The organism is Streptomyces sp. NPDC001796 (assembly GCF_042892355.1).
Taxonomy (GTDB): domain Bacteria; phylum Actinomycetota; class Actinomycetes; order Streptomycetales; family Streptomycetaceae; genus Streptomyces.
The window spans coordinates 130166-153120 of sequence record NZ_JBIAUC010000015.1 but is presented as its reverse complement, the minus strand read 5'-3'; the positions used below and the strand labels follow the sequence as shown (position 1 = coordinate 153120).

Sequence of the window (22955 nt, the reverse complement as noted above, 5' to 3'; positions counted from 1 at the left end):
GCATCCGCTCCGAGCCGTGCGGTCCTCAGCGCAGCCCGGTGGAGCGGTTCAGCGCCGCCTGGATCAGGCGGTCGACCAGCTCGCCGTAGGAGATCCCGCTCGCCTGCCACATCTGCGGGTACATCGAGATGGGCGTGAACCCGGGCATCGTGTTGATCTCGTTGATGACGAACTCGCCCTCCTCCGTCAGGAAGAAGTCCGCGCGGACCAGCCCTTCGCAGGACGCGGCCTCGAACGCCGCCACCGCGAGCCGCTGCACCTCGGCGGTCTGCTCGTCGGTCAGCGGAGCGGGCACGATGCCGGGCGTGGAGTCGATGTACTTCGCCTCGAAGTCGTAGTAGGCGTGCGTGTCCGGCGGCGGGATCTCGGCCGGCACGGAGGCGCGCGGGCCGGCCTCGAACTCCAGGACGCCGCACTCGATCTCCCGACCCCGCACCGCCGCCTCGATGAGGATCTTCGGGTCGTGGCGCTGGGCCTCCGCGATCGCCTCGTCGAGGCCGGAGAGGTCCTCGACCTTGGTGATGCCGATCGACGAACCCGCCCGTGCGGGCTTCACGAACAGCGGCCAGCCGTGCTCGCCGGCGAAGTCGACGATCTTCTTGCGGGCAGCGGACTCGTCGCGCTGCCACTCACGCGGCCGGATCACCTCGTACGGGCCGACCTTGAGCCCGAACGAGGCGAACACCCGCTTCATGTACTCCTTGTCCTGGCCGACAGCCGAGGCGAGCACGCCCGAACCCACATACGGGACGCCGGACAGCTCCAGGAGACCCTGCAGGGTGCCGTCCTCGCCGTAGGGGCCGTGCAGCACGGGGAAGACCACGTCGACCTCGCCCAGTGCCTTCGGCACCGAGCCGGGCTCGCTGTAGACGACTTCGCGGCTCGCCGGGTCGACGGGCAGGACGACGCCGCCCTCCTGCGCTTCCGCGAGGTCCTCGACGCTGGGCGTGCGGCGTTCGGTGATCGCCATGCGCTCCGGCGCATCGGCGGTGAGCGCCCAACGGCCTTCCTGAGTGATGCCGATCGGCAGGACGTCGTACTTCGTCCGGTCGATGGCGCGCAGCACCGCGCCGGCGGTGACCACGGAGATCCCGTGTTCGGAGCTGCGGCCGCCGAAGACGACGGCGACACGCGGCTTGCGGGGCGGCTGCCCAGGGCTCTGGGGGAGGTTCTCGGTGCTCATATCGCGATGAGAGTACCCGTAGGTAGTGCCCTGGGTCAGCGTGCGCCCCGCAGGTGAACGATCAAAAACGGGGCGGGATCGCTCAGCGTCGTTCGGGCTTCGCGCTGCGCGACATCAGTTCCTTCAGAGCGACCACCGGGGGCTTGCCCTCGTGGACGATGCCGACGACCGTCTCCGTGATCGGCATGTCGACTCCGTGCCGGCGGGCCAGATCCAGCACGGACTCACAGGACTTGACTCCCTCGGCGGTCTGGCGGGTGACCGCGATGGTCTCCTGAAGCGTCATGCCCTTGCCGAGGTTGGTGCCGAAGGTGTGGTTGCGCGACAGCGGCGAGGAGCAGGTCGCGACCAGGTCGCCCAGCCCGGCCAGTCCCGAGAACGTCAGCGGGTCGGCGCCCATGGCGAGCCCGAGCCGGGTCGTCTCCGCGAGACCGCGGGTGATGAGCGAGCCCTTGGCGTTGTCGCCGAGGCCCATGCCGTCCGCGATGCCGACCGCCAGGCCGATGACGTTCTTGACCGCGCCGCCGAGTTCGCAGCCGACGACGTCCGTGTTGGTGTACGGGCGGAAGTACGGCGTGTGGCAGACGGTCTGCAGCCGCTGTGCGACGGCCTCGTCGGTGCAGGCAACCACGGCGGCGGCGGGCATGCGCGCGGCGATCTCACGGGCCAGGTTGGGCCCGGTGACGACGGCGACGCGTTCCGGGACGACCTTGGCGACGTCCTCGATGACCTCGCTCATCCGCATGGCGGAGCCGAGTTCGACGCCCTTCATCAGGGAGACGAGGATCGTGTGGGGCGCGAGCAGCGGCGCCCACTCGGCGAGGTTCCCGCGCAGGGTCTGGGAGGGGATCGCGAGTATCGCGAAGTCGGCGTCGCGCGCGGCCTCGGCGGGGTCCGTGGTGGCGCGCAGGTTTCCGGGGAGTTCCACGCCCGGCAGGTAGTCCGGGTTCGTACGGGTGGAGTTGACCGCCTCGACGAGTTCGGCGCGGCGCGCCCAGAGGGTGACCTCGCACCCGGCGTCGGCGAGCACCATGCCGAATGCCGTCCCCCACGATCCCGTTCCGAACACGGCCGCCTTGACCGGCTTGCTCACTGGCCCTGCCCCTCCTTCTCCCGTGCCTGCTGCTGTGCGGCGGACCGGCGGCGCTGCTCGATGCGCACCTCGCGCGGGTCGTACGGCTTCTCGGGCGCCTTCTCGCCGCGGATCTCCTCCAGCTGGCGGGTGATGGCGGCCATGATGACCTCCGTCGCCTCCTTCAGGACGTCGGGGGACATCTCCTTGCCGTAGAAGCGCGTGAGGTCCACGGGTGGGCCGGCGAGCACATGGTGGGTCTTGCGCGGAAAGAGGTCGGGCTTCTTGGCGTAGGGCGGCAGCAGCTCGTTGGCGCCCCACTGGGCGACGGGGATGACCGGGCACCTGGTCTGCAGGGCGACGCGGGCGGCTCCGGTCTTGCCGGTCATGGGCCAGCCGTTCGGGTCGCGGGTGAGGGTGCCCTCGGGGTAGAAGGCGACGCACTCACCGCGCTCCACGGCGTCGATGGCGGCCCGGAAGGCGCTGAGCGCGTCCGTGGACTCGCGGTAGACGGGGATCTGGCCGGTGCCGCGCATCGCGGCGCCGACGAATCCCTTCTTGAAAAGGCCGCTCTTCGCGAGGAATCGGGGAACGCGCCCTGTGTTGTACTGAAAGTGGGCGTAGGCGAAGGGATCCACATGGGAATTGTGGTTCACCACGGTGATAAATCCACCCTCGGCCGGAATGTTCTCCATTCCGCGCCAGTCCCGCTTGAGCAGAACCACCAGCGGCGGTTTGCAGAGGACCGCTGCGAAGCGGTACCAGAAGCCGATTCTGCGGCGGGGCACGCGGACACCTTCCTCTAGGGACCCGGCACGATGGGCCTGGCGCTTGGCTGTGGGCCGCACAAGTGTCGCCCCAGGCCGCCCGTCTGTCGAGAACACCGTACGCCCGCCTGTCTCCGACGACCGCGCTGCGTGCGGCTTCGCACATGTTCTCCATGGGGGCGGGTGACAATGGGCGCGACGAGGAAAGGGACGGAGCGCTCGTGCAGTGGACTGTGGTCGTACCCCTGAAGGCCCTGGCGCGGGCCAAGAGCAGACTCTCCGGCACCGCTGCGGACGCGGTGCGTCCGGGGCTGGCGCTCGCCTTCGCGCAGGACACGGTGGCCGCGGCGCTGGCGTGTGCCGCGGTGCGTGATGTGGCGGTCGTCACGGACGACCCGGTGGCCGGGCGGGAGCTGGCGGCCCTGGGCGCCCGGATCGTCCCGGACGAGCCGGCGGGCGGGCTGAACGCCGCGCTCGCACACGGTGCGGCCGCCGTACGGGCGCTGCGCCCGCGTGATGCGGTGGCGGCGCTCAACGCGGATCTTCCGGCGCTGCGGCCCGTGGAATTGGCCCGAGTCCTGGACGCGGCCGCGGAATTCCCGCGCGCTTTTCTGCCGGACGCCGCCGGAATCGGTACGACGCTGCTGGCCGCGACATCGGGCGATGAATTGCGGCCGTCGTTCGGCCCCGATTCCCGGGCGCGTCATCGCGCGTCGGGAGCGGTGGAACTCGACCTCGACGAGGTGCCTTCGGTACGCCAGGACGTGGACACGGGCGAGGACCTGCGCGCGGCCCTGTCCCTGGGCGTGGGCCCGCACACCACGGCGGCTGCGGCCCGGCTGCTGATTCCCGGGCAGCCGGGGGGCTGACGGACGCCTCCGGCGCGTGCGCGGTCCGGCGGGCTCGTGACCGGGAGCGGACGGCGGACGCACGGTACGCACGGCACGCGCGGCCGGTGCTCGTGCGACACAGGGGCGCGCATGGTGAGCGGGAGAGGGGCCGACGACTCCCTCCTCGGGCGGTGCCGTCTGCCGGCGGTGCGCGCGGGCCGCCGCCACGCGGTTCCGGGACACCGTGGCGCCACCTCGACGGGCGCCAGGTCCCGGCAGCGCACGGTCCCGCCTCCGGGCCCCTGCCGCCGGGCCCGCCGCCCACCGGCGCCGATAGGCTGCGGTCATGCAGGCGACCGCGTACACCTACGACCCCGACAGCCGCACCGGGCAGGTACTGCTCGACGACGGCACCCCTGTCCCCTTCGACGCGGCGGCGTTCGACGCGGGCGGGCTGCGCCTGCTTCGGCCGGGGCAGCGGGTGCGGGTCGACATGGAGGGCGAGGGCGAGGGCCGGCGGATCACGCTGGTGACCCTGCACACGTTCTGAACACACCGCGGGCCGGGCTCCTGACGGGAGCCCGGCCCGGCGCGTGAGTGCCCGTGCGCCCCGGTTACCTGCGGGCGGTGGTCTTCTTGGCGGTGGTCTTCCGTGCCGTCGACTTCTTGGCCGGAGCCTTCTTGGCCGGGGCCTTCTTCGCCGCCGCCTTCTTCGTGGTGGTCTTCTTGGCCGTGGTCTTCTTGGCGGCCGCCGTGGTCTTGGCGGGGGCCTTCTTCGCCGTGGTCTTCTTGGCCGCCGCCGTGGTCTTCTTGGCGGGCGCCTTCTTCGCCGCGGCCTTCTTGGCCGCCGCCGTGGTCTTCTTCGCCGCGGCCTTCTTGCCGACGGCCTTGGCGATGGTGGGCGGCGCGCCGGACAGGCTGCCCTTGGGCGCCTTCTTGACGGCGACCTCACCACCGCGCGGGAGCTTCTTCGTGCCGCTCACCAGGTCCTTGAAGCCCTGGCCCGCGCGGAAGCGCGGCACGGAGGTCTTCCTGACCCGAACCCTCTCGCCGGTCTGGGGGTTGCGGGCGTAACGGGCCGGACGCTCGACCTTCTCGAACGAACCGAAGCCGGTGACCGAGACCCGCTCGCCCGCGACGACAGCGCGGACGATGGCGTCCAGGACATGATCGACAGCATCGGCGGCCTGCTGGCGGCCACCCAACTTGTCGGCAATCGCTTCTACGAGCTGCGCCTTGTTCACGTCTTCCCCTTCGGAGACATCGCCGGAACGAAAGTGTTCAAGCTTTTTCGCACGTTAGGCAGATATATACCGCAAATCAAACACGAAACGGGCTTATCACCCTTGTGCCGCAACAGACTCGGCCGCTTCAGACTTCCTCTTCGGGGATGCGCTCCTCGTCGAGGTCGCCCATGAACCGCTCCAGACGCCGGGCCGCTTCGGTGGGATCGTGCTTGGCTGCGGCCGTGATGACCAGCAGCTTCCGGGTCAGCGCCATCCGTACGCCCTCCGGGACTTGCAGTGTGCGCACCCTTGCGTGCGCTTCCTTGAGTTGGCCCGCGACCGCCGTATAGAGCTGGAGTTGGCCGTCGTTGTCCATGCACAGATTGTGCCATCTGGGGCGAGTTGTCGCCCCCGCTGGGGGCAACTGCCGCGCCCCGGAACTACTCCGGGCGTCTCGGCACATCGCGGTGTCAAGATCCGGGTACCCAGGCAATGACCTCTGTAACTGCGGCAGTTGATGACTATCGCGGCGACCCGCGGCCCCAGTCGGGGGCAGATACGGCTGTACCCCCAACCGTCCACGATTGGGGGTACAGAGCGATGCTGCGATGGCCGAAACCAGCTCTTGCGCGAGGGCCGGCCGTCAGACCTGGGTCAGACCTCGAGCGTCCGCGGCTTGTAGGAGGGGCGACGGGCCTCGTACGCGGCGATGTCGGCCTCGTTCTGGAGCGTGATGGAGATGTCGTCGAGGCCGTTCAGCAGCCGCCAGCGGGAGTTCTCGTCCAGCTCGAAGGTGGCGGTGATGCCCTCGGCGCGAACCTCACGAGCCTCAAGGTCCACAGTGACCTCAGCAGTGGGGTCCTTCTCCGTGAGCTCCCAGAGCGCGTCCACGATCTTCTGCTCGAGGACCACCGTGAGCAGCCCGTTCTTGAGCGAGTTGCCGCGGAAGATGTCGGCGAAGCGGGAGGAGATGACCGCCTTGAAGCCGTAGTTCTGCAGCGCCCAGACGGCGTGCTCACGCGAGGAGCCGGTGCCGAAGTCGGGGCCGGCAACCAGCACCGTGGCGCCCTGCCGCTCGGGGCGGTTGAGCACGAACTCGGGGTCCTTGCGCCAGGCCTCGAACAGCCCGTCCTCGAACCCGTCGCGCGTGACCTTCTTGAGCCAGTGGGCCGGGATGATCTGGTCGGTGTCGACGTTGCTGCGGCGCAGCGGGACGGCCCGGCCGGTGTGCGTGGTGAATGCTTCCATGACTCTCAGACTCCAGCGGGCGTACGAGTGTCGGCGTCGGACAGGTCGGCGGGGGACGCCAGGTGACCGAGGACGGCCGTGGCGGCGGCGACCTGCGGCGAGACCAGGTGCGTCCGGCCGCCCTTGCCCTGCCGGCCCTCGAAGTTGCGGTTGGAGGTGGACGCGGAGCGCTCGCCCGGGGCCAGCTGGTCGGGGTTCATGCCGAGGCACATCGAGCAGCCCGCGTGCCGCCATTCGGCGCCGGCCTCCTTGAAGACCACGTCCAGGCCCTCGGAGACGGCCTGCAGACCCACGCGCGCGGAGCCCGGCACGACGAGCATCCGTACGCCGTCGGCGACTTTGCGGTCCTTGAGGATCGAGGCGGCGGCGCGCAGGTCCTCGATACGGCCGTTGGTGCAGGAGCCTACGAAGACGGTGTCCACCTTGATGGAGCGCAGCGGCTGCCCGGCCTCCAACCCCATGTACTCCAGGGCCTTTTCGGCGGCCAGGCGCTCCGAAGCGTCCTCGTACGAAGCCGGGTCGGGGACGGACGCCGAAAGCGGCGCACCCTGGCCCGGGTTGGTGCCCCAGGTGACGAACGGCGAGAGCGCGGAGGCGTCGATGTGGACCTCGGCGTCGAATTCGGCGTCGTCGTCGGTCCGCAGCGTCTTCCAGTACTCGACGGCGGCGTCCCAGTCGGCGCCCTCGGGGGCGTGCGGGCGGCCCTTGAGGTACGCGAAGGTGGTCTCGTCCGGAGCGATCATGCCCGCGCGGGCGCCGGCCTCGATCGACATGTTGCAGATGGTCATCCGGGCCTCCATCGAGAGCTTCTCGATGGCCGAGCCGCGGTACTCCAGGATGTAGCCCTGGCCGCCGCCGGTGCCGATCTTCGCGATGATCGCCAGGATCAGGTCCTTGGCGGTGACGCCCTCGGGCAGCTCGCCGTCGACCGTGATGGCCATGGTCTTCGGGCGGGCCAGCGGCAGCGTCTGGGTGGCCAGCACGTGCTCGACCTGCGAGGTGCCGATGCCGAAGGCCAGCGCGCCGAAGGCGCCGTGCGTGGAGGTGTGCGAGTCGCCGCAGACGACCGTCGTGCCGGGCTGGGTCAGGCCCAGCTGCGGGCCGACGACGTGCACGACGCCCTGCTCCACGTCGCCCAGCGGGTGCAGCCGGACGCCGAACTCCGCGCAGTTCTTGCGCAGCGTCTCCAGCTGGGCGCGGGAGACGGGGTCCGCGATGGGCTTGTCGATGTCGAGGGTCGGGGTGTTGTGGTCCTCGGTCGCGATGGTGAGGTCGAGCCTGCGCACCTGGCGGCCGCTCTTGCGCAGCCCGTCGAAGGCCTGCGGGCTGGTCACCTCGTGCAGCAGGTGCAGATCGATGTAGAGGAGGTCGGGCTCGCCCTCGGCGCGCCGGACGACATGGTCGTCCCAGACCTTCTCCGCGAGTGTCCTACCCATCGCTTTCCCTCCGGTCGGCAAAGAGTGCGCCGACCCAACTAGAGATCCTGGGGGTGGCGGCGCCCGTACCCCTGGTTTCCGGGTGTGTGCCGCCCGGGCCCGAATGGTCCGCGGGCCGCCGTGACATCAAGGGTGGCGCGTTCCACGAAAAATTGAACTTGCGTTTCACAGAGTGAGACGTGAGTATCGTTGCATGGACAACAGTAGCGGCGTCGGCGTTCTGGACAAGGCGGCCCTCGTCCTGAGCGCTCTGGAGTCCGGTCCGGCCACCCTCGCGGGCCTGGTCGGCGCCACCGGACTGGCACGACCCACGGCGCACCGCCTCGCCGTGGCGCTTGAGCACCACCGCATGGTGGCGCGCGACATGCAGGGCCGTTTCATTCTCGGCCCCAGGCTGGCCGAGCTGGCCGCGGCGGCGGGCGAGGACCGCCTGCTGGCGACGGCGGGCCCGGTGCTGACCCACCTCCGCGACGTCACGGGCGAGAGCGCGCAGCTCTACCGGCGCCAGGGTGACATGCGCATCTGTGTGGCCGCGGCGGAACGTCTGTCCGGCCTCAGGGACACGGTCCCGGTCGGCTCGACGCTCACGATGAAGGCGGGCTCCTCGGCCCAGATCCTGATGGCCTGGGAGGAGCCCGAGCGGCTGCACCGCGGACTGCAGGGCGCCCGCTTCACGGCGACGGCCCTGTCGGGCGTACGGCGCCGCGGCTGGGCCCAGTCCATCGGCGAGCGCGAGCCGGGTGTGGCGTCCGTCTCGGCGCCCGTACGCGGCCCCTCGAACCGCGTTGTGGCCGCGGTGTCCGTCTCCGGTCCCATCGAGCGCCTGACCCGCCACCCGGGCCGTATGCACGCCCAGGCGGTCATCGACGCGGCCGCCCGGCTCTCCGAGGCGCTGCGCCGCTCGGGCTGACCAGCGAGTACGTCCCCGGGGAGGGCCCGCCTCAACGCCGCGGCAGGCCCTCCCCGACAGGGCGGCTCAGGAGACCCGGAGCCGGTCCGCCGCGCGTGCCGCACCGCGGCCACCGGATCACCCTGTGCCCGCGCGTGCCCGCGCGATGCGGCCGATCGCCGTCACCGACCTGGACGTTGTGGAGCGCTACGGGACTCCGGACGAACAGGTGGATGCAAAAAGGGCCCTCCCGAGGGAGGGCCCTTCCGACTGCGTACCCCCGACCGGATTCGAACCGGCGCTACCGCCTTGAGAGGGCGGCGTGCTAGGCCGCTACACAACGGGGGCGTAGATCATGCGTTTCCGCAGATCAGCTGGTCTACCTGGACTCGAACCAAGACTAACTGAACCAGAATCAGTCGTGCTGCCAATTACACCATAGACCAAAGGTGGTTTAGACCTTTCAGTACCCCCGACCGGATTCGAACCGGCGCTACCGCCTTGAGAGGGCGGCGTGCTAGGCCGCTACACAACGGGGGCCCATGTGATCCTGGAAGGATCCGTACCCCCGACCGGATTCGAACCGGCGCTACTGCCTTGAGAGGGCAGCGTGCTAGGCCGCTACACAACGGGGGCTTGCGGATGAGATCCGCGGGTGCAGATGAGCTCTGCGAGCTGGCCTACCTGGACTCGAACCAAGACTAACTGAACCAGAATCAGTCGTGCTGCCAATTACACCATAGGCCACTGGAACGCAAGCCCCTGAGGGGATCTTGTTCTAGTTCTGCGCTGCTGGGGTTCCGGCCTTCCGGCCCGCTCCCCTCGGCGCAGGAAGAACATTACCTGAAGGTGGACGGCGCTCCAAAACGGGTATCGGCGCGGAGGATCGCGGGGAGTTCGGCGAGGGACGAGATCCGGTGGGGACCCTCGGTGGCGTCGCCACTGATGAGCGCGGTGTCACGGCAGATCCAGACCGACAGCAGACCCGCCTCGGCGGCGCCCCGCCCGTCGATCTCCGGATGGTCGCCGACGTACGCCACCTGGTGGGGGGCGAGCTCGAGGGCGTCGCACGCGGCACGGAAGGCCCGGGCGTCCGGCTTGGAGACGCCCAGCTCGGCGGCGCACAGCACGGCCTCGAAGCGGTCGCGGACGCCGAGGGTGCGGAGCTTGTGCTCCTGGACGTGGACGCTGGAGTTGGACAGCACGGCGTGTCGGTGGCTGGCGGCGAGGGCGTCGAGGACGGGCAGGACGTCCGGGAAGAGCGCCCAGGCGGCCTCGTAGTGCTCCCGGTACCGCCGGAACCAGGCGTCGGCCTCGTCGTCGGTCAGTTCCTTCCCCAGAAAGACACGCACCCGGTCGCGCCGCTGCCCCTCGAAGGAGACCTCCCCCGCCGCGTACCGCGCCCACTGGAGGTCGGTGATCTCGCGCCACCGCGCGAGGGCCGTCTCCACGGCACCGAAGCCGTCGAGCAGCCCCTCGGCCGCCAGATGGGCACGCATCCCGGCACGGTCGGCGGTGGTGTAGTCGAAAAGGGTGTCGTCGACGTCCCAGACCACGGCCCGAATACTCATGGCCCGACAGTAACTCGGACCGGTGACGCCTCTGCCGTTTCCCAAGGTTAGGTCGCCCGCGGATGTCGTAGCGTGGTGGAACCGACGAGCGAAAGACCGAGCCACAGCCATGACCGAGTACCGCGTCCAGTTCACCGTCGAGGCCCGTGCGACGTACGACGCCCTGCCCGCGGAGCGCCGGGCTCAGTTGGACAAGGCGCTGCGCATACTGGCCCGTGACCCGTTCCACAAGACGGCCACCGCCCAGCTCGGCCCGGACGAGCATCTGCGCAAGGCTTACGTCGCTCCCGGCGTCGTACTCGAGTACATGGTGGCAGGCGCGATCATGGTCGTCGTGGTCCTGGAGGTCTTCGACGAGAGCCACTACCTGATCGACGAGAACGACGCCGCCTGACGTACGCCGAAGGGGCGGCACCCGAGTCCGGGTGCCGCCCCTTCGGTGTGCTCACGCTGCCAGCTTCACCAGCGCCGCGTCGATGCGCGCGATCGTCTTCTCCTTGCCCAGGACCTGCAGGGACTCGAAGAGGGGCAGACCGACCGTACGGCCGGTGACGGCCACGCGGACCGGGGCCTGGGCCTTGCCGAGCTTGAGACCGTGCTCCTCGCCGGCCGCGAGCACTGCGTCCTTCAGTGACTCCGGGCTGCTCCAGTCGGCCTGGAAGAGCTTGGCGCGGGCCGTGGTCAGCAGGGCGTCGGAGCCCTCCTTCATCGCCTTCGTCCAGCTCGCCTCGTCGAACACCGGCTCCGGGAGGAACAGGAAGTCGACGTTGTCGGTGATCTCGGACAGGACCTTGACGCGGGTCTGCGCGTGCGGCGCGATCGCCTGCCACTTCGCCTCGTCGAAGTCCTCGGGCGCCCACGGGGCGGACGGGGCCTTCAGCCACGGCCGGCAGCGCTCGGTGAAGTCCTTCACGTCGAGCAGCCGGATGTGGTCGGCGTTGATCGACTCGGCCTTCTTCAGGTCGAAGCGGGCCGGGTTGGGGTTCACGTCCGCGATGTCGAAGGCGGCGACCATCTCGTCGATCGAGAAGATGTCGCGGTCGGGTGCGAGCGACCAGCCCAGCAGGGAGAGGTAGTTGAGCAGGCCCTCGGGGAGGAAGCCCCGCTCGCGGTACAGATTCAGCGACGACTGCGGGTCGCGCTTCGACAGCTTCTTGTTGCCCTCGCCCATCACGTACGGCAGGTGGCCGAACTCGGGCACGGCCTTTGCGACGCCCAGCTCGATCAGCGCCTTGTACAGGGCGATCTGCCGCGGCGTGGAGGAGAGCAGGTCCTCGCCGCGCAGGACGTGGGTGATCTCCATCAGGGCGTCGTCGACCGGGTTGACGAGCGTGTAGAGGGGGGCGCCGTTGGCGCGGACGATGCCGTAGTCCGGCACGTTCTCCGGCGTGAAGGTCAGCTCGCCGCGGACCAGGTCGGTGAAGGTGATCGGCTCGTCGGGCATCCGGAAGCGGACGATGGGCGTGCGGCCCTCGGCCTCGTACGCCGCCACCTGCTCGGCGGTCAGGTCCCGGCAGTGCCCGTCGTACCCGGACGGCTTCCCCGCGGCGCGCGCGGCCTCACGGCGGGCGTCCAGCTCCTCCGTGGTGCAGTAGCAGTGGTAGGCGTACCCGCCGTCCAGGAGCTTCTTCGCGACGTCCTTGTAGAGGTCCATCCGCTGGGACTGGCGGTACGGCGCGTGGGGGCCGCCGACCTCGGGGCCCTCGTCCCAGTCGAAGCCCAGCCAGCGCAGCGAGTCCAGAAGCTGGACGTACGACTCCTCGGAGTCGCGGGCCGCGTCCGTGTCCTCGATGCGGAAGACGAACGTGCCGCCGGTGTGGCGGGCGAACGCCCAGTTGAACAGGGCGGTGCGGACCAGGCCCACGTGGGGGTTGCCGGTCGGGGACGGACAGAAACGTACGCGGACGTTCGCGTTAGCCACGCTTGATCACCTTGTTGGTGAGAGTGCCGATGCCTTCGATGGTGACGGCGACCTCGTCGCCGACGTTGAGGGGGCCGACCCCCGCGGGGGTGCCCGTGAGGATCACGTCGCCGGGGAGCAGCGTCATGGCCTCGGAGATGTTGACGATCAGATCCTCGATCGGGTGGATCATCTCGCTGGTACGGCCGAGCTGGCGTTGCTCGCCGTTGACCGTGAGCTGGATGGTGAGGTCGCCCGGGTCGACGTCGGTCTCCACCCAGGGGCCGAGCGGGCAGGAGGTGTCGAAGCCCTTGGCCCGGGCCCACTGCTTCTCGCGGCGCTGGACGTCGCGCGCGGTGACGTCGTTGGCGCAGGTGTAACCGAGGATCACGTCCTTGACGCGCTCGCGCGGGACCTCGCGGCACATGCGGCCGATCACCACGGCGAGCTCGGCCTCGTGGTGCAGCTCCTGGGAGAAGGAGGGGTAGGCGATCTCGTCGCCGGGGCCGATCACCGAGGTGGACGGCTTGAAGAAGGCGAACGGGGCCTCGGGGACCTCGTTGCCCAGCTCGCGGGCGTGCTCCGCGTAGTTGCGGCCGAAGGCGACGACTTTGTTGGGGAGCACCGGCGGCAGCAGCCTGACCTGGCTCAGCGGGACCTTGGTGCCGGAGAGCTCGAAGTCCGCGAACGGGATGCCCTTGATGATGTCGAGGACGAGCTCGTCCGGCTTGTCACCCTCGACCGCGCCGAAGGCGACGTTCCCGTCGATGGAGAATCTGGCGATGCGCACGGGATCCTTGCGCCCCTTAACTGAGCTGGCTGGAGTCTGACGCTCCAGGCTAACGCGGCAGGGGGCACGCACCTCGCGGTTTACGGGCGCCGCGGGTCCCATATGGGTCGGCGGGGCACCCACGGCGCATGCCGGCCCGGTGGACGCCGGCATGCCGTACAGGTCGGCGGGACGCCACCGGCCCGGTGCCGTCGGCGGGACGCCATCGGACCCTTGCCCCATCGGCGGGCACCGAAGGACCCGTGCGGGATCTGCGGTGCGCGTCGGGAGGAGATCATCCGCCGGGCCCGCGGTGAGCGGCCGCTCACCGAGCGCCGCTGGATCCGGCACCGCGTACGCGGCGCCCCACGGTGCCCTCGCCCCGTTGAGCGTGCGGCGCCCGTCGTGCGTACTACTGCGCGACGGAGGCCTGGACCGGGACCTCCATGAGGACGGTGCGCTTGGGATTGGCGGTCTGGGTGGGAAGGTCGACGTCGTGTTCCGGTGTCGCCGGCGCCTGCAGCTCTCCGGCGTCGGTGAGGTGCACCAGCGTCGTCCGCCGCGGGTTCGCTATGGTGCGGAACATCATCGTGGTCTTCACGGTTGTCGTTGACCTCGTCGTTGCGGGCGCCGGGCGGGCCTCAAGGGCCGTCGCCGGGGCGCAGGTTGTCGGATTCGCCATCCCTGTAAAGCGTCAGGCTAAACATCCAATTCCCGCGCAAAGCCCTGAAGAGGGTTTGATCACCGTGTGAGTTTGCTCACTGACCGATGGATAAAACGGGCAATCGGCACCACCAACCGCCTTCAGCGAAACGGACATTGTTCCATTGAAGCCCGCATTCCGCTCCTGATCATGGCGACTGGGACACCTGACACCCATCGGCACCTCGTCCCCATCCGCCCGTTATGTACGGGATCAGCATCTACGTCGGGTGACGCGCCCCTCACAAGGTGTCACGGTAGTCACACGCTCGCCCGTTGGCCTTGTTGGAGATCCGGCACTGTGCTGGAATTCCACGGACCGCCGCGGGATCGCACCGGCGCACAGGGGGCGCAACGCAGCGCCGAAGAGCGGCGGGAAGGGGGAGCCAGCGCCGGTCACTCACGACCACCCGGGGAGCGTATTCAGGGCGCCCCCCACGACGCCGACACCGCCCCACCGCTCGCGCGGAGGGGCGCCTGGTCCAGAGGTTGCGACGCTAGTGCAGGGACGTTTCAAGAGGGATGGCAGCGCTTCGGCGGAGCCGGAGCCGCACGGCGGGACCGACCGCGGTTCCTCGCCCCAGCACGCCCAGAACCCGGGACCGGCGCCGGCCGCCGGCGGCTCCGATCGGCCCGGGCGCACCGGCGTGCCCAGGCTCGGCACGCCGCCCCAGGCGCCCGCAGCCACCGCGGCACCCAAGGGCAGCACTCCCCCGCTCGACGCCGGTTCACGCTTGGCGCTGCGCAACTGGCGCATCTCCACGCGCCTGGTGTCACTGCTGGCGCTGCCCGTGGTCGCGGCGACCTCGCTCGGTGCCCTGCGCATCAGCGACAACGTCGACCAGATCCAGCAGCTCGACAACATGAAGCTGCTGACGGACATGACCCGGCAGGCGACGCAGCTCGCGGAGGCGCTCCAGGACGAGCGCGACCAGTCCGCCGGCCCGCTCGCCCACGGCGCGTCCGCGAGCGACTACACGGTCAAGGGCGTCCGCGACAAGACCAACCGCGCCCGCTCCGCCTTCCTGGAGGGCACCCAGGAGATCGGCGACGCCTCCGGCAGCGGCCAGCTCTCGGGTGTGCGCGACAGCATCGTCGGCATCGCGAGCGAGCTGAACAACCTCAGCGCGATACGCGCCAACGCCTACAAGGACCAGCAGAACTCCACCCAGACGGTGGAGGCGTACCACCGTCTGGTCACCGGTCTGCTCAGCCTGTCCCAGGACATGGCACAGGCCACCAGCAACCCGGAGATGATCCAGCGCACCCGCGCCCTGGCGGCCTTCTCCACCGCCAAGGAGTACGCGTCGATGCAGCGCGCGGTGATCGCGGCGGCCCTGCCGTCGAGCAACACCACGTTCGGCCATCTCTCCGAGAACGACCGCCAGTACGCCCTCTCCGCCCTGGAGAGCCAGGACTCCGAGCTGGACAGCTTCCGCAGCATCTACGGCGACGGCGCCGAGGACCTGACGAAGCCGATCGACCAGGGCAGCCCGACGATCGAGGCCGCCGACCAGTACGCCGGCCGCGTGCTGAAGAGCGCCAACGGCCTGCAGTCGCAGGACAAGCGCTCGTACAAGGACTGGATCGACGACGACTCGACCAAGATCCAGCAGATGAAGAGCATCGAGGGCACGCTCCTGGAGCAGATGGAGCAGAAGGCCCGCGAGCTGAAGAACGTCTCGCAGCGCGAGGCGATCATCTCCGGTGCGCTGATCCTCCTCGTCCTCGGCGTCTCCCTCGTCGGCGCCTTCGTCGTGGCCCGCTCCATGATCCGCTCGCTGCGCCGGCTGCAGGAGACCGCGACCAAGGTCGCCCAGGAACGCCTGCCCGAGCTGGTCAAGCAGCTGTCCGAGTCCGACCCGCAGGACGTCGACACGTCCGTGGAGTCGGTCGGTGTGCACTCCCGGGACGAGATCGGCCAGGTGGCCGCGGCCTTCGACGACGTGCACCGCGAGGCGGTCCGCCTCGCCGCCGAGCAGGCCCTGCTGCGGGGCAACGTCAACGCGATGTTCACCAACCTCTCGCGTCGCTCCCAGGGTCTGATCCAGCGCCAGCTGTCGCTGATCTCCGAACTCGAGTCCCGCGAGGCCGACCCGGACCAGCTGTCCTCGCTGTTCAAGCTCGACCACCTCGCGACGCGTATGCGCCGTAACGGTGAGAACCTCCTCGTCCTCGCCGGTGAGGAGCCGGGCCGCCGCTGGACCCGCCCGGTCCCGCTGGTCGACGTGCTCCGCGCCGCCGCGTCCGAGGTGGAGCAGTACGAGCGCATCGAGCTGGCCGCCGTACCGACCACCGAAGTGGCCGGCCGCGTGGTCAACGACCTCGTGCACCTGCTCGCCGAGCTGCTGGAGAACGCGACCTCCTTCTCCTCGCCGCAGACCAAGGTCAAGGTCACCGGTCACGCGCTGCCCGACGGCCGCGTCCTGATCGAGATCCACGACACCGGCATCGGCCTGTCGCCCGAGGACCTCGCGGCCATCAACGAGCGGCTCGCCTCGCCGCCCACCGTGGACGTCTCCGTCTCCCGCCGCATGGGCCTCTTCGTGGTCGGTCGTCTGTCGCAGCGCCACGGCATCCGCATCCAGCTGCGCCCGTCCGACTCCGGTGGTACGACCGCGCTGGTCATGCTCCCGGTCGACGTGGCCCAGGGCGGCAAGAAGCCCGCCCCGGGCAAGCCGGGCCAGGGCGCCCCGCACAGCGGTGGCCCGGCCGCCGCGCAGGCCGCCGCCGGCGCGGCCGCGGCCCGACGCCAGGCGCAGCAGGGCAACCGGTCCGCCGGTGGCCCCGGACTCGACGCCGCCCCGGAGCGCGGACAGGTGGGTGCCGGTCAGGGCCCGCGCACCGCGCTGCCCGGCGCCTTCCCCGGTGGCCGCCCCGGCGGACCCGGCGGTCCGCAGGCCCCCGTCTCCCCGCAGGGCCGTCCGGCCCCGGCGGGCGCGGGCGCCGGTGCCTTCGGGCAGAGCGGCCCGCAGGGACTGCAGGCGGCCCAGCCCTTCCAGGAGCCCGGTTCCCGGCATGGCGGCTTCGGTGACGGCGGCCCGGGGCTGCGCCCGGCCGGGTTCGGCGACAGCGCCCCCGTACCGCCGCAGCAGCCCAAGCAGCAGCAGTCGCAGCAGCCCAAGGAGCGCGGTGGCCGTCGCCGTCCGCAGCTGCCCGGGCGTGGAGGTCCGCGGCCGGAGCTGCCCGGTGCCGGCGCGCAGCAGCGCACGCCGAGCTGGAGCGACGAGAACGCGCAGCCGCCGGTGCCGCGCGCCTCGCTGGACGCCCCGCGCGGCCACGAGGAGCCGGACGCACTGACCTCGACCTCGCCCATGCCGCGGATCGACGACCGACAGGGCCCGGGTTCGACGGCGGAGGTCCCGCGCGTCGACGACCGCCAGCAGTTCCCGCGGATCGACGACCGGCAGGGCCCCGGCTCCACCTCCGAGTTCCCCCGGCCGGACTTCAACGCCCCGCGCCCCGCTGCCAATGCCGCGGACAACGGGCAGTTCGTCCGCTCCGACGTCTTCGGCACCCCGGGCGCGGGCGGCCCCACGGGCCAGTTCCCGGCCGGACAGGGCCAGGACACGGGTCGCTTCCCGGCGCCCGGCCGCGCCCAGGGCCCGGCCCCGCAGGGCCAGTACGCCCCGCAGGGCTACGACGGCTCCAGCACGGGCCAGTTCGCGTCCCCGGGCTTCGGCAACCGTCAGGACCCGTCGTCCACCGGGCAGTTCGAGCGTCCGCAGGCTGGCGGTGACGCCTACGGCGCGCCCCGGCCGCCGGCCCCGCAGCAGCCTCAGCGTCGCCAGGAGCCCGAGGCCCTGCCGCCGGCGGCGGGCCCCGGTGACGGGCGCACACCGCTGTACGACACGCTCGAGACCAACTGGTTCCGCGAGCGGCAGGGCGGCGCCTCCGCGCCTCCGCAGGCCGCCCCCCAGGCCCAGCCCTCCCCGGGTCCCCAGCGTCCGGCCGGTCCGGCCTGGCGGACCTCCCCGAACGACGAGCTCGTCCGCCAGGCCGAGCGCGTGCGGCAGCCCGCCTCCGGCGGGGTCACCACCTCCGGCCTGCCGCGCCGGGTCCCGCGCGCGAACCTCGTGCCGGGCACGGCCCAGCAGCAACAGCACCACAGCGGTCCGCAGGTCTCGCGCGCCCCCGACGACGTGCGCGGTCGGCTGACCAATCTCCGACGGGGCATCGCCCAGGGTCGCCAGGCCGGTACCGGCCAGACCGGCAGCTTCCCCAGCCCCACTCACCAGCAGGAGCGTTAGTTGAGCCCGATGAGCCAGGCGGCACAGAACCTCAACTGGTTGATCACCAACTTCGTGGACAACACCCCCGGGGTGTCCCACACCGTCGTCGTGTCCGCCGACGGTCTCCTGCTGGCGCTGTCGGAGGGTTTCCCGCGTGACCGCGCCGACCAGCTCGCGGCCGTGGCCTCCGGGCTCACGTCGCTGACGGCAGGGGCCTCCCGGATCTTCGAGGGCGGCACCGTGGCACAGACCGTCGTCGAGATGGAACGCGGCTTTTTGTTTCTGATGTCCATCTCGGACGGCTCGTCCCTCGCCGTGCTCGCTCACCCCGAGTGCGACATCGGCCTGGTCGGCTACGAGATGGCGCTCCTGGTCGACCGCGCGGGCGCGGTACTCACCCCCGACCTGCGCGCCGAGCTCCAGGGCAGTCTGCTCCACTGACCGGCCCCGGTACCACCCACCTCACGAAATCACCGTCAGGCCGCCACAGTCCCCCCACCGGCCCCGTCAGACGGCCAGCCCGACCGACTTGCTGTCCCGCCCGGAGGATTCATGACCCCGCCCACCGCCTCTCACGATCCGTACGCCGAGCCGTACGGGGACGAGGGCGACCAGCCGCTGGTCCGTCCGTATGCGATGACGGGCGGCCGGACCCGGCCGCGCTATCAGCTCGCCATCGAGGCACTGATCAGCACCACGGCCGACCCGGCCCAGCTGATGGGACTGCTGCCGGAGCACCAGCGGATCTGCCACCTGTGCCGTGAGGTGAAGTCGGTGGCCGAGGTGTCGGCCCTGCTGGCCATGCCGCTCGGTGTGGCCCGGATTCTCGTCGCGGACCTCGCCGAGGCCGGACTCGTCGCGATCCACCAGCCGGGTGGCGACGAGAACAACGGCGGCGCGCCGGACGTGACACTGCTCGAAAGGGTGCTCAGTGGACTTCGCAAGCTCTGACGGAGGGCGGGCGACCACCTCCGCGAAGATCGTGGTGGCGGGCGGCTTCGGCGTCGGCAAGACCACTTTCGTGGGCGCCGTCTCGGAGATCAACCCGCTGCGCACGGAGGCCGTCATGACCTCCGCGTCCGCGGGCATCGACGACCTCACCCACACCGGGGACAAGACCACCACCACGGTGGCGATGGACTTCGGCCGTATCACCCTCGACCAGGACCTGATCCTCTACCTCTTCGGTACGCCGGGCCAGGACCGCTTCTGGTTCATGTGGGACGACCTGGTCCGCGGCGCGATCGGCGCGGTGGTGCTCGTGGACACCCGGCGCCTGGCCGACTGCTTCCCCGCCGTCGACTACTTCGAGAACTCGGGTCTCCCGTTCGTGATCGCACTCAACGGCTTCGACGGGCACCAGCCGTACACGCCCGACGAAGTGCGGGAAGCACTGCAGATCGGCCCGGACACCCCGATCATCACCACGGACGCCCGGCACCGGGCGGACGCGAAGAGTGCGCTGATCACGCTGGTGGAACATGCGCTCATGGCCCGCCTGCGGTAGATCAAGTCGGCGGGACCATACGGCAGTTGTCGTAGATCAACGGGCGCCGGCTGTGGCGTTTGACACGGTCGGCCCCGGTGTTCATAACGTTTCGACAGAGAAATTCACCGGTACCGACACACCGCGCGGTCGGTCGGTACCGCTGCGCTCACAAAAGCCCCGCCTTTTGGCGGGGCTCGCTCTTTATGACCGTTTTATCTGCGGCATCCCGCCCCCGGAATCCTCGATTCCGAGTGTTTGGAATCGCGCAGGCTGACGTGCTGGAATGCCTGAACTGCCCATGGGTCAAAGACGTACCAGTCTCGGACAGGGCTCTGGAGACACCGCGGCACGACGTAGGTGCCGTCGCCGAGAGGTTGTTGGTCGAGTGAGGCGAAGCAAGAACGGTCCCGAGCCGTCGGCACGGGGCAACTTCACCCCGCCGCCGCGCGGAGCGGCACCCGCACAAGTGCCCGGCCAGGAGCCGACGGCTCTCCCGCCCAGCGGCAGCCGCTTCTCCCCGCGCAACTGGCGCGTGCCGACCAGGCTGAACGCGATCCTGCTCATACCCGTGCTGGTCGGCCTGGTGATGGGCGGCTTCCAGGTGAAGAGCTCGATCGACACCTGGCGGCAGGCGCGGGACGCGGAGAACACGGCCCGCCTCGTCCAGGCCTCCCTGACCTACGCCAACGCGCTCATCACCGAGCGCGACGTCAGCGCCGCACCCCTCCTGCAGGGCAAGGGCCAGAACGACTCGACGGTCGTCCAGGCACGCGGTGCCACCGACCAGGCGGCAAGGGCCTTCGACCAGGCAGCCCAGAACATGCCCCACAAGTCGGGTCTGGAGCGCCGCCTCTCCATCTTCCGCAAGGCCGAGACCAAGCTGCCGGCTCTGCGCCAGGGCGCCTACACCTCCGCCCTGAGCGGGGTGCAGACCGAAGAGGGTTACGTCCAGGTCCAGCACCCGCTGATGGAGTTCGCCAACGAGCTCGGCCTGGGCACCGGCAACATCACCAGCTACGGCCGGACCGTCTATGCCATCTCGCTGACGAAGGCCGCTCTGTCCCTGGAGCGCTCGATCGGTATGCACATGCTGATCAAGCCCGGTACCTCGGACACCAGCCTCGCCAAGCAGCGCGTCGCGCTGTCCTCGTACGCCTATCTCGAGGGCATCGCCGTCGAGGAGTACATCGGCGGCGGTACCCAGGCGGACGCCGACAAGCTCACGGTCCTCCAGAAGAAGATCCAGTCCGACGGCGCGGCGATGGCCCAGCAGGCCAAGGCCAAGGACCCGAGCTACGTGCCCCCGCCGTCCGACCCGACCAAGATGGTCGCGGCCCTCGCCTCTCTGCAGTCCACCGACACCACCGCCCGTGCCGCGCTCGCCCAGCAGGGCATCACGCCGCAGAACTGGTGGGCGGTCAACACCCTCAAGTTCAACGCGTACCGCCAGATCGAGTCGGACATGGCCGACAAGGCCGTGGCGGACGCCTCGGCCATCGCCGACGACGCCAAGCAGTCCGCGTTCGTCACCGGCGCCATCGTGGTCGTCGCCCTGCTCGCCGCGTTCATCATCGCCGGCCTCATGGCCCGCCAGATGAGCCGCTCGATGCGCCAGCTGCGCAACGCGGCCTTCGGGGTCGCCGAGCAGCGCCTGCCGATGCTGGTCGACCAGCTCTCGCGCACCGACCCCGGCCGTGTCGACACCCGGGTCGCCCCCATCCCGATCTCCTCCACGGACGAGATCGGCGAGGTCGCCCGCGCCTTCGACCAGGTCCACCGCGAGGCCGTCCGGCTCGCCGCCGAGCAGGCCCTGCTGCGGGGCAACATCAACGCGATCTTCACCAACCTCTCGCGCCGCAACCAGTCGCTGATCGAGGGCCAGCTGACCCTGATCACCGAGCTGGAGAACAACGAGGCCGACCCGGACCAGCTGGAGAACCTGTTCAGGCTGGACCACCTCGCGACCCGTATGCGTCGCAACGGCGAGAACCTCCTCGTCCTCGCCGGCGAGGAGCCCGGCCGCCGCTGGGACCAGCCGGTCCCGCTGATCGATGTGCTGCGCGCCGCCTCCTCCGAGGTGGAGCAGTACGAGCGCATCGAGCTGTCCGGCGTCCCGGAGGCCGAGATCCACGGCCGCGCCGTGACCGACCTCGTGCACCTGCTCGCCGAGCTGCTGGAGAACGCCACGACGTTCTCCTCGCCGCAGACCAAGGTCCGCGTCACCGCGACCCGTCTCCCCGACGGCCGCATCATGGTCGAGATCCACGACAAGGGCATCGGCCTGACCGCCGAGGACTTCGCGGACATCAACCACAAGCTGGCCAACCCGCCGACGGTGGACGCCGCGATCTCGCAGCGCATGGGCCTGTTCGTGGTCGGCCGGCTGTCCGACCGGCACGGCATCCGGGTCCAGCTGCGCCCCTCGGGCGAGCAGGCCGGCACCACCTCGCTGGTCATGCTTCCCGACGCCATCACCCACGGCGGTGGCGGCGAACAGCCGCTGGAACGCGACGAGTTCACCGTCTCCCAGATCATCCCCGAGCAGCAGCCCTTCCAGGGCGAGAACTTCGACGGGCAGCCGCTGCGGACGGCGGCGGAGCTGGGCTTCGACGACAGCCGCTACGCCGAGGTCCCGAACGACATACGGGAGTTGGACCCCGTCGGCCGCTCGCTGATGCGCGAGGAGCGCCGTGCGGCCCTGGAGGCTCAGGTCCAGGGCACGAACCGGGAGCAGGAGCCGCAGGAGAGCGATCGGACCGCTCCCTCGTACCGGGACGGCTACGAGACGCGGCAGCCCGCGTACGACAACGGTCAGTCCCCGTACGACAACGGTCAGTCCCCGTACGACAACGGGCAGCACGCGTACGAGGAGCAGCGGGCCGCGTACGACCAGCAGACGGCGTACGCGGAGCCCCAGCAGACGGCGTACCAGGACCCGTACTTCTCCCAGAACGGCGGCCTGCCGCAGAACGACGGCTTCCCGTCCGGTGGCGGCTACCCGGAGCCCGCGTATGCGGAACAGGTGCCGGAGGGCCGTACGGCGGACCGGTCCGCTCCGGCGGAGACGTTCTCCGCCTTCCAGGAGCCGTCGTACCAGGACGACTGGCCGCAGCGGGACGACTTCCAGAGCGGCTACCGCTCCGAGTACGCTCCCGAACCGGAATCCGCGCAGGCCGGTGACGTAAGTGAGCGGGACCGCGTAGGCTTCGACCGTCCGGGACCGGCTCCCTCCGCCGGCCACGAGCTGACCGATGCCGGACTGCCCCGCCGCGGCTCCACCGCGAACGGCACCGCCGGCCGGCCCCAGCCCGTGAAGCAGGATCCGCCGGCGGCCGAGGAGACGGGCGGCGACTGGCGCTCCGCGAACGACGAGCGGTGGCAGCAGGCGGCGCAGCTCCGGAAACCCAAGGCGGGCGGGGTCACCGCTTCCGGTCTGCCTCGACGGGTACCCAAGGCGAACCTGATCGAGGGCGCCGCGGAGGCGACCCCGCAGGGAGGCCCCCAGGTCTCCCGTGCCCCCGAGGACGTCAGGGGCAGGCTGAGCAACCTGCGCCGAGGCGTCCAGCGGGGACGCCGAGCAGGCAGTGAAACGAACGGCCAGGGCTTCGGTCCTGACAGCACCTACAACCAGGAGCGTTAGT

General features: G+C 70.5%; 20 protein-coding genes and 5 tRNA genes. 9 read left to right on the top strand and 16 right to left on the bottom strand.

Annotation, left to right across the window (positions count from 1 at the left end):
• Positions 1-25: 25 nt before the first annotated feature.
• The 3 genes from ACFYZE_RS26555 to ACFYZE_RS26545 form a co-directional block, all read right to left on the bottom strand.
• Positions 26-1183 (bottom strand): D-alanine--D-alanine ligase family protein, encoded by a 1158-nt coding sequence (locus ACFYZE_RS26555; protein ID WP_388998932.1) that lies wholly within the window; start codon positions 1181-1183, stop codon positions 26-28.
• A gap of 82 nt (positions 1184-1265) precedes the next feature.
• Positions 1266-2276: an NAD(P)H-dependent glycerol-3-phosphate dehydrogenase gene (locus ACFYZE_RS26550; RefSeq protein WP_388998929.1), complete on the bottom strand. Its 1011-nt coding sequence runs from the start codon at positions 2274-2276 to the stop codon at positions 1266-1268.
• Entirely contained in the window at positions 2273-3043 is a 771-nt protein-coding gene (locus tag ACFYZE_RS26545; protein WP_388998926.1) for a lysophospholipid acyltransferase family protein, read from the bottom strand. Before ACFYZE_RS26545 ends, ACFYZE_RS26550 begins: the two co-directional genes overlap by 4 nt.
• 200 nt (positions 3044-3243) lie before the next feature.
• Here ACFYZE_RS26545 and cofC point away from each other — a divergent pair, with 200 nt between their 5' ends.
• Together cofC and ACFYZE_RS26535 are read left to right on the top strand one after the other, a co-directional pair.
• The gene (cofC, locus tag ACFYZE_RS26540; protein ID WP_388998924.1) at positions 3244-3891 is read left to right on the top strand and encodes a 2-phospho-L-lactate guanylyltransferase; all 648 of its coding nucleotides are present in this window, start codon (positions 3244-3246) and stop codon (positions 3889-3891) included.
• 307 nt (positions 3892-4198) lie between these two features.
• Positions 4199-4402 carry a hypothetical protein gene (locus tag ACFYZE_RS26535; protein ID WP_388998921.1) on the top strand — a complete coding sequence of 68 codons (204 nt, stop codon included), beginning with the start codon at positions 4199-4201 and terminating at the stop codon, positions 4400-4402.
• Between the two features lie 64 nt (positions 4403-4466).
• On the opposite strand, the gene ACFYZE_RS26530 is transcribed toward ACFYZE_RS26535, so the two are convergent.
• From ACFYZE_RS26530 to leuC, 4 genes are all read right to left on the bottom strand, one after another.
• Positions 4467-5096, bottom strand: a complete 630-nt coding sequence (locus ACFYZE_RS26530) for an HU family DNA-binding protein (RefSeq protein ID WP_388998918.1) — start codon at positions 5094-5096, stop codon at positions 4467-4469.
• A 127-nt stretch (positions 5097-5223) separates the two neighbouring features.
• Entirely contained in the window at positions 5224-5454 is a 231-nt protein-coding gene (locus tag ACFYZE_RS26525) for a hypothetical protein (protein WP_388998915.1), read from the bottom strand.
• 278 nt (positions 5455-5732) lie between these two features.
• Positions 5733-6326 (bottom strand): 3-isopropylmalate dehydratase small subunit, encoded by a 594-nt coding sequence (gene leuD / locus ACFYZE_RS26520; RefSeq protein ID WP_388998912.1) that lies wholly within the window; start codon positions 6324-6326, stop codon positions 5733-5735.
• 5 nt (positions 6327-6331) lie between these two features.
• Entirely contained in the window at positions 6332-7762 is a 1431-nt protein-coding gene (leuC, locus tag ACFYZE_RS26515; protein WP_388998909.1) for a 3-isopropylmalate dehydratase large subunit, read from the bottom strand.
• Between the two features lie 193 nt (positions 7763-7955).
• On the opposite strand from leuC, the gene ndgR reads away from it, so the two are divergent.
• Positions 7956-8672: an IclR family transcriptional regulator NdgR gene (ndgR, locus tag ACFYZE_RS26510; RefSeq protein WP_009320373.1), complete on the top strand. Its 717-nt coding sequence runs from the start codon at positions 7956-7958 to the stop codon at positions 8670-8672.
• Positions 8673-8926: 254 nt separating this feature from the next.
• On the opposite strand, the gene ACFYZE_RS26505 is transcribed toward ndgR, so the two are convergent.
• The 6 genes from ACFYZE_RS26505 to ACFYZE_RS26480 all read right to left on the bottom strand — a co-directional run bounded on the left by ACFYZE_RS26505 (position 8927) and on the right by ACFYZE_RS26480 (position 10222).
• Positions 8927-8999 (bottom strand) — tRNA-Glu (locus ACFYZE_RS26505).
• 26 nt (positions 9000-9025) lie between these two features.
• A tRNA-Gln gene (locus tag ACFYZE_RS26500) sits at positions 9026-9097 on the bottom strand.
• Between the two features lie 21 nt (positions 9098-9118).
• Positions 9119-9191: transfer RNA gene (locus tag ACFYZE_RS26495), tRNA-Glu, on the bottom strand.
• 23 nt (positions 9192-9214) lie between these two features.
• A tRNA-Glu gene (locus ACFYZE_RS26490) sits at positions 9215-9287 on the bottom strand.
• 39 nt (positions 9288-9326) lie between these two features.
• Positions 9327-9398 (bottom strand) — tRNA-Gln (locus ACFYZE_RS26485).
• Positions 9399-9490: 92 nt separating this feature from the next.
• Positions 9491-10222, bottom strand: a complete 732-nt coding sequence (locus tag ACFYZE_RS26480; RefSeq protein ID WP_388998906.1) for an HAD family hydrolase — start codon at positions 10220-10222, stop codon at positions 9491-9493.
• Positions 10223-10331: 109 nt separating this feature from the next.
• Between ACFYZE_RS26480 and ACFYZE_RS26475 the strand changes: the two genes are divergently transcribed.
• Complete coding sequence (locus ACFYZE_RS26475; RefSeq protein WP_388998903.1) at positions 10332-10616, top strand: type II toxin-antitoxin system RelE/ParE family toxin; 285 nt, start codon at positions 10332-10334, stop codon at positions 10614-10616.
• A gap of 51 nt (positions 10617-10667) precedes the next feature.
• On the opposite strand, the gene gltX is transcribed toward ACFYZE_RS26475, so the two are convergent.
• From gltX to ACFYZE_RS26460, 3 genes are all read right to left on the bottom strand, one after another.
• Positions 10668-12143, bottom strand: a complete 1476-nt coding sequence (gene gltX, locus ACFYZE_RS26470; protein ID WP_388998900.1) for a glutamate--tRNA ligase — start codon at positions 12141-12143, stop codon at positions 10668-10670.
• A complete protein-coding gene (locus ACFYZE_RS26465) occupies positions 12136-12912 on the bottom strand; it encodes a fumarylacetoacetate hydrolase family protein (RefSeq protein ID WP_388998897.1) in 777 nt (258 codons plus the stop codon). The genes gltX and ACFYZE_RS26465 overlap by 8 nt, the downstream gene beginning before the upstream one ends.
• A 391-nt stretch (positions 12913-13303) precedes the next feature.
• Entirely contained in the window at positions 13304-13492 is a 189-nt protein-coding gene (locus ACFYZE_RS26460) for a hypothetical protein (protein ID WP_388998894.1), read from the bottom strand.
• Positions 13493-14093: 601 nt separating this feature from the next.
• On the opposite strand from ACFYZE_RS26460, the gene ACFYZE_RS26455 reads away from it, so the two are divergent.
• The 5 genes from ACFYZE_RS26455 (at position 14094) to ACFYZE_RS26435 (ending at position 22954) form a co-directional block, all read left to right on the top strand.
• Entirely contained in the window at positions 14094-17843 is a 3750-nt protein-coding gene (locus ACFYZE_RS26455; protein WP_388998891.1) for a nitrate- and nitrite sensing domain-containing protein, read from the top strand.
• A 9-nt stretch (positions 17844-17852) separates the two neighbouring features.
• Positions 17853-18266: a roadblock/LC7 domain-containing protein gene (locus ACFYZE_RS26450; protein WP_103838061.1), complete on the top strand. Its 414-nt coding sequence runs from the start codon at positions 17853-17855 to the stop codon at positions 18264-18266.
• Between the two features lie 111 nt (positions 18267-18377).
• Positions 18378-18776 carry a DUF742 domain-containing protein gene (locus ACFYZE_RS26445; protein ID WP_103838060.1) on the top strand — a complete coding sequence of 133 codons (399 nt, stop codon included), beginning with the start codon at positions 18378-18380 and terminating at the stop codon, positions 18774-18776.
• A complete protein-coding gene (locus ACFYZE_RS26440; RefSeq protein WP_054219273.1) occupies positions 18757-19332 on the top strand; it encodes an ATP/GTP-binding protein in 576 nt (191 codons plus the stop codon). The genes ACFYZE_RS26445 and ACFYZE_RS26440 overlap by 20 nt, the downstream gene beginning before the upstream one ends.
• Before the next feature lie 367 nt (positions 19333-19699).
• Positions 19700-22954 carry a nitrate- and nitrite sensing domain-containing protein gene (locus tag ACFYZE_RS26435; RefSeq protein ID WP_388998888.1) on the top strand — a complete coding sequence of 1085 codons (3255 nt, stop codon included), beginning with the start codon at positions 19700-19702 and terminating at the stop codon, positions 22952-22954.
• Position 22955 lies beyond the last annotated feature (1 nt).

Excerpts from the sequence above, each read along its gene's own strand:
- leuC (WP_388998909.1), bottom strand. The coding sequence starts at position 7,762 with ATGGGTAGGACACTCGCGGAGAAGGTCTGGGACGACCATGTCGTCCGG.
- ACFYZE_RS26555 (WP_388998932.1), bottom strand. The coding sequence starts at position 1,183 with ATGAGCACCGAGAACCTCCCCCAGAGCCCTGGGCAGCCGCCCCGCAAG.
- ACFYZE_RS26475 (WP_388998903.1), top strand. The coding sequence starts at position 10,332 with ATGACCGAGTACCGCGTCCAGTTCACCGTCGAGGCCCGTGCGACGTAC.
- ACFYZE_RS26535 (WP_388998921.1), top strand. The coding sequence starts at position 4,199 with ATGCAGGCGACCGCGTACACCTACGACCCCGACAGCCGCACCGGGCAG.
- ndgR (WP_009320373.1), top strand. The coding sequence starts at position 7,956 with ATGGACAACAGTAGCGGCGTCGGCGTTCTGGACAAGGCGGCCCTCGTC.
- ACFYZE_RS26445 (WP_103838060.1), top strand. The coding sequence starts at position 18,378 with ATGACCCCGCCCACCGCCTCTCACGATCCGTACGCCGAGCCGTACGGG.
- ACFYZE_RS26480 (WP_388998906.1), bottom strand. The coding sequence starts at position 10,222 with ATGAGTATTCGGGCCGTGGTCTGGGACGTCGACGACACCCTTTTCGAC.
- leuD (WP_388998912.1), bottom strand. The coding sequence starts at position 6,326 with ATGGAAGCATTCACCACGCACACCGGCCGGGCCGTCCCGCTGCGCCGC.
- ACFYZE_RS26525 (WP_388998915.1), bottom strand. The coding sequence starts at position 5,454 with ATGGACAACGACGGCCAACTCCAGCTCTATACGGCGGTCGCGGGCCAA.
- ACFYZE_RS26450 (WP_103838061.1), top strand. The coding sequence starts at position 17,853 with ATGAGCCAGGCGGCACAGAACCTCAACTGGTTGATCACCAACTTCGTG.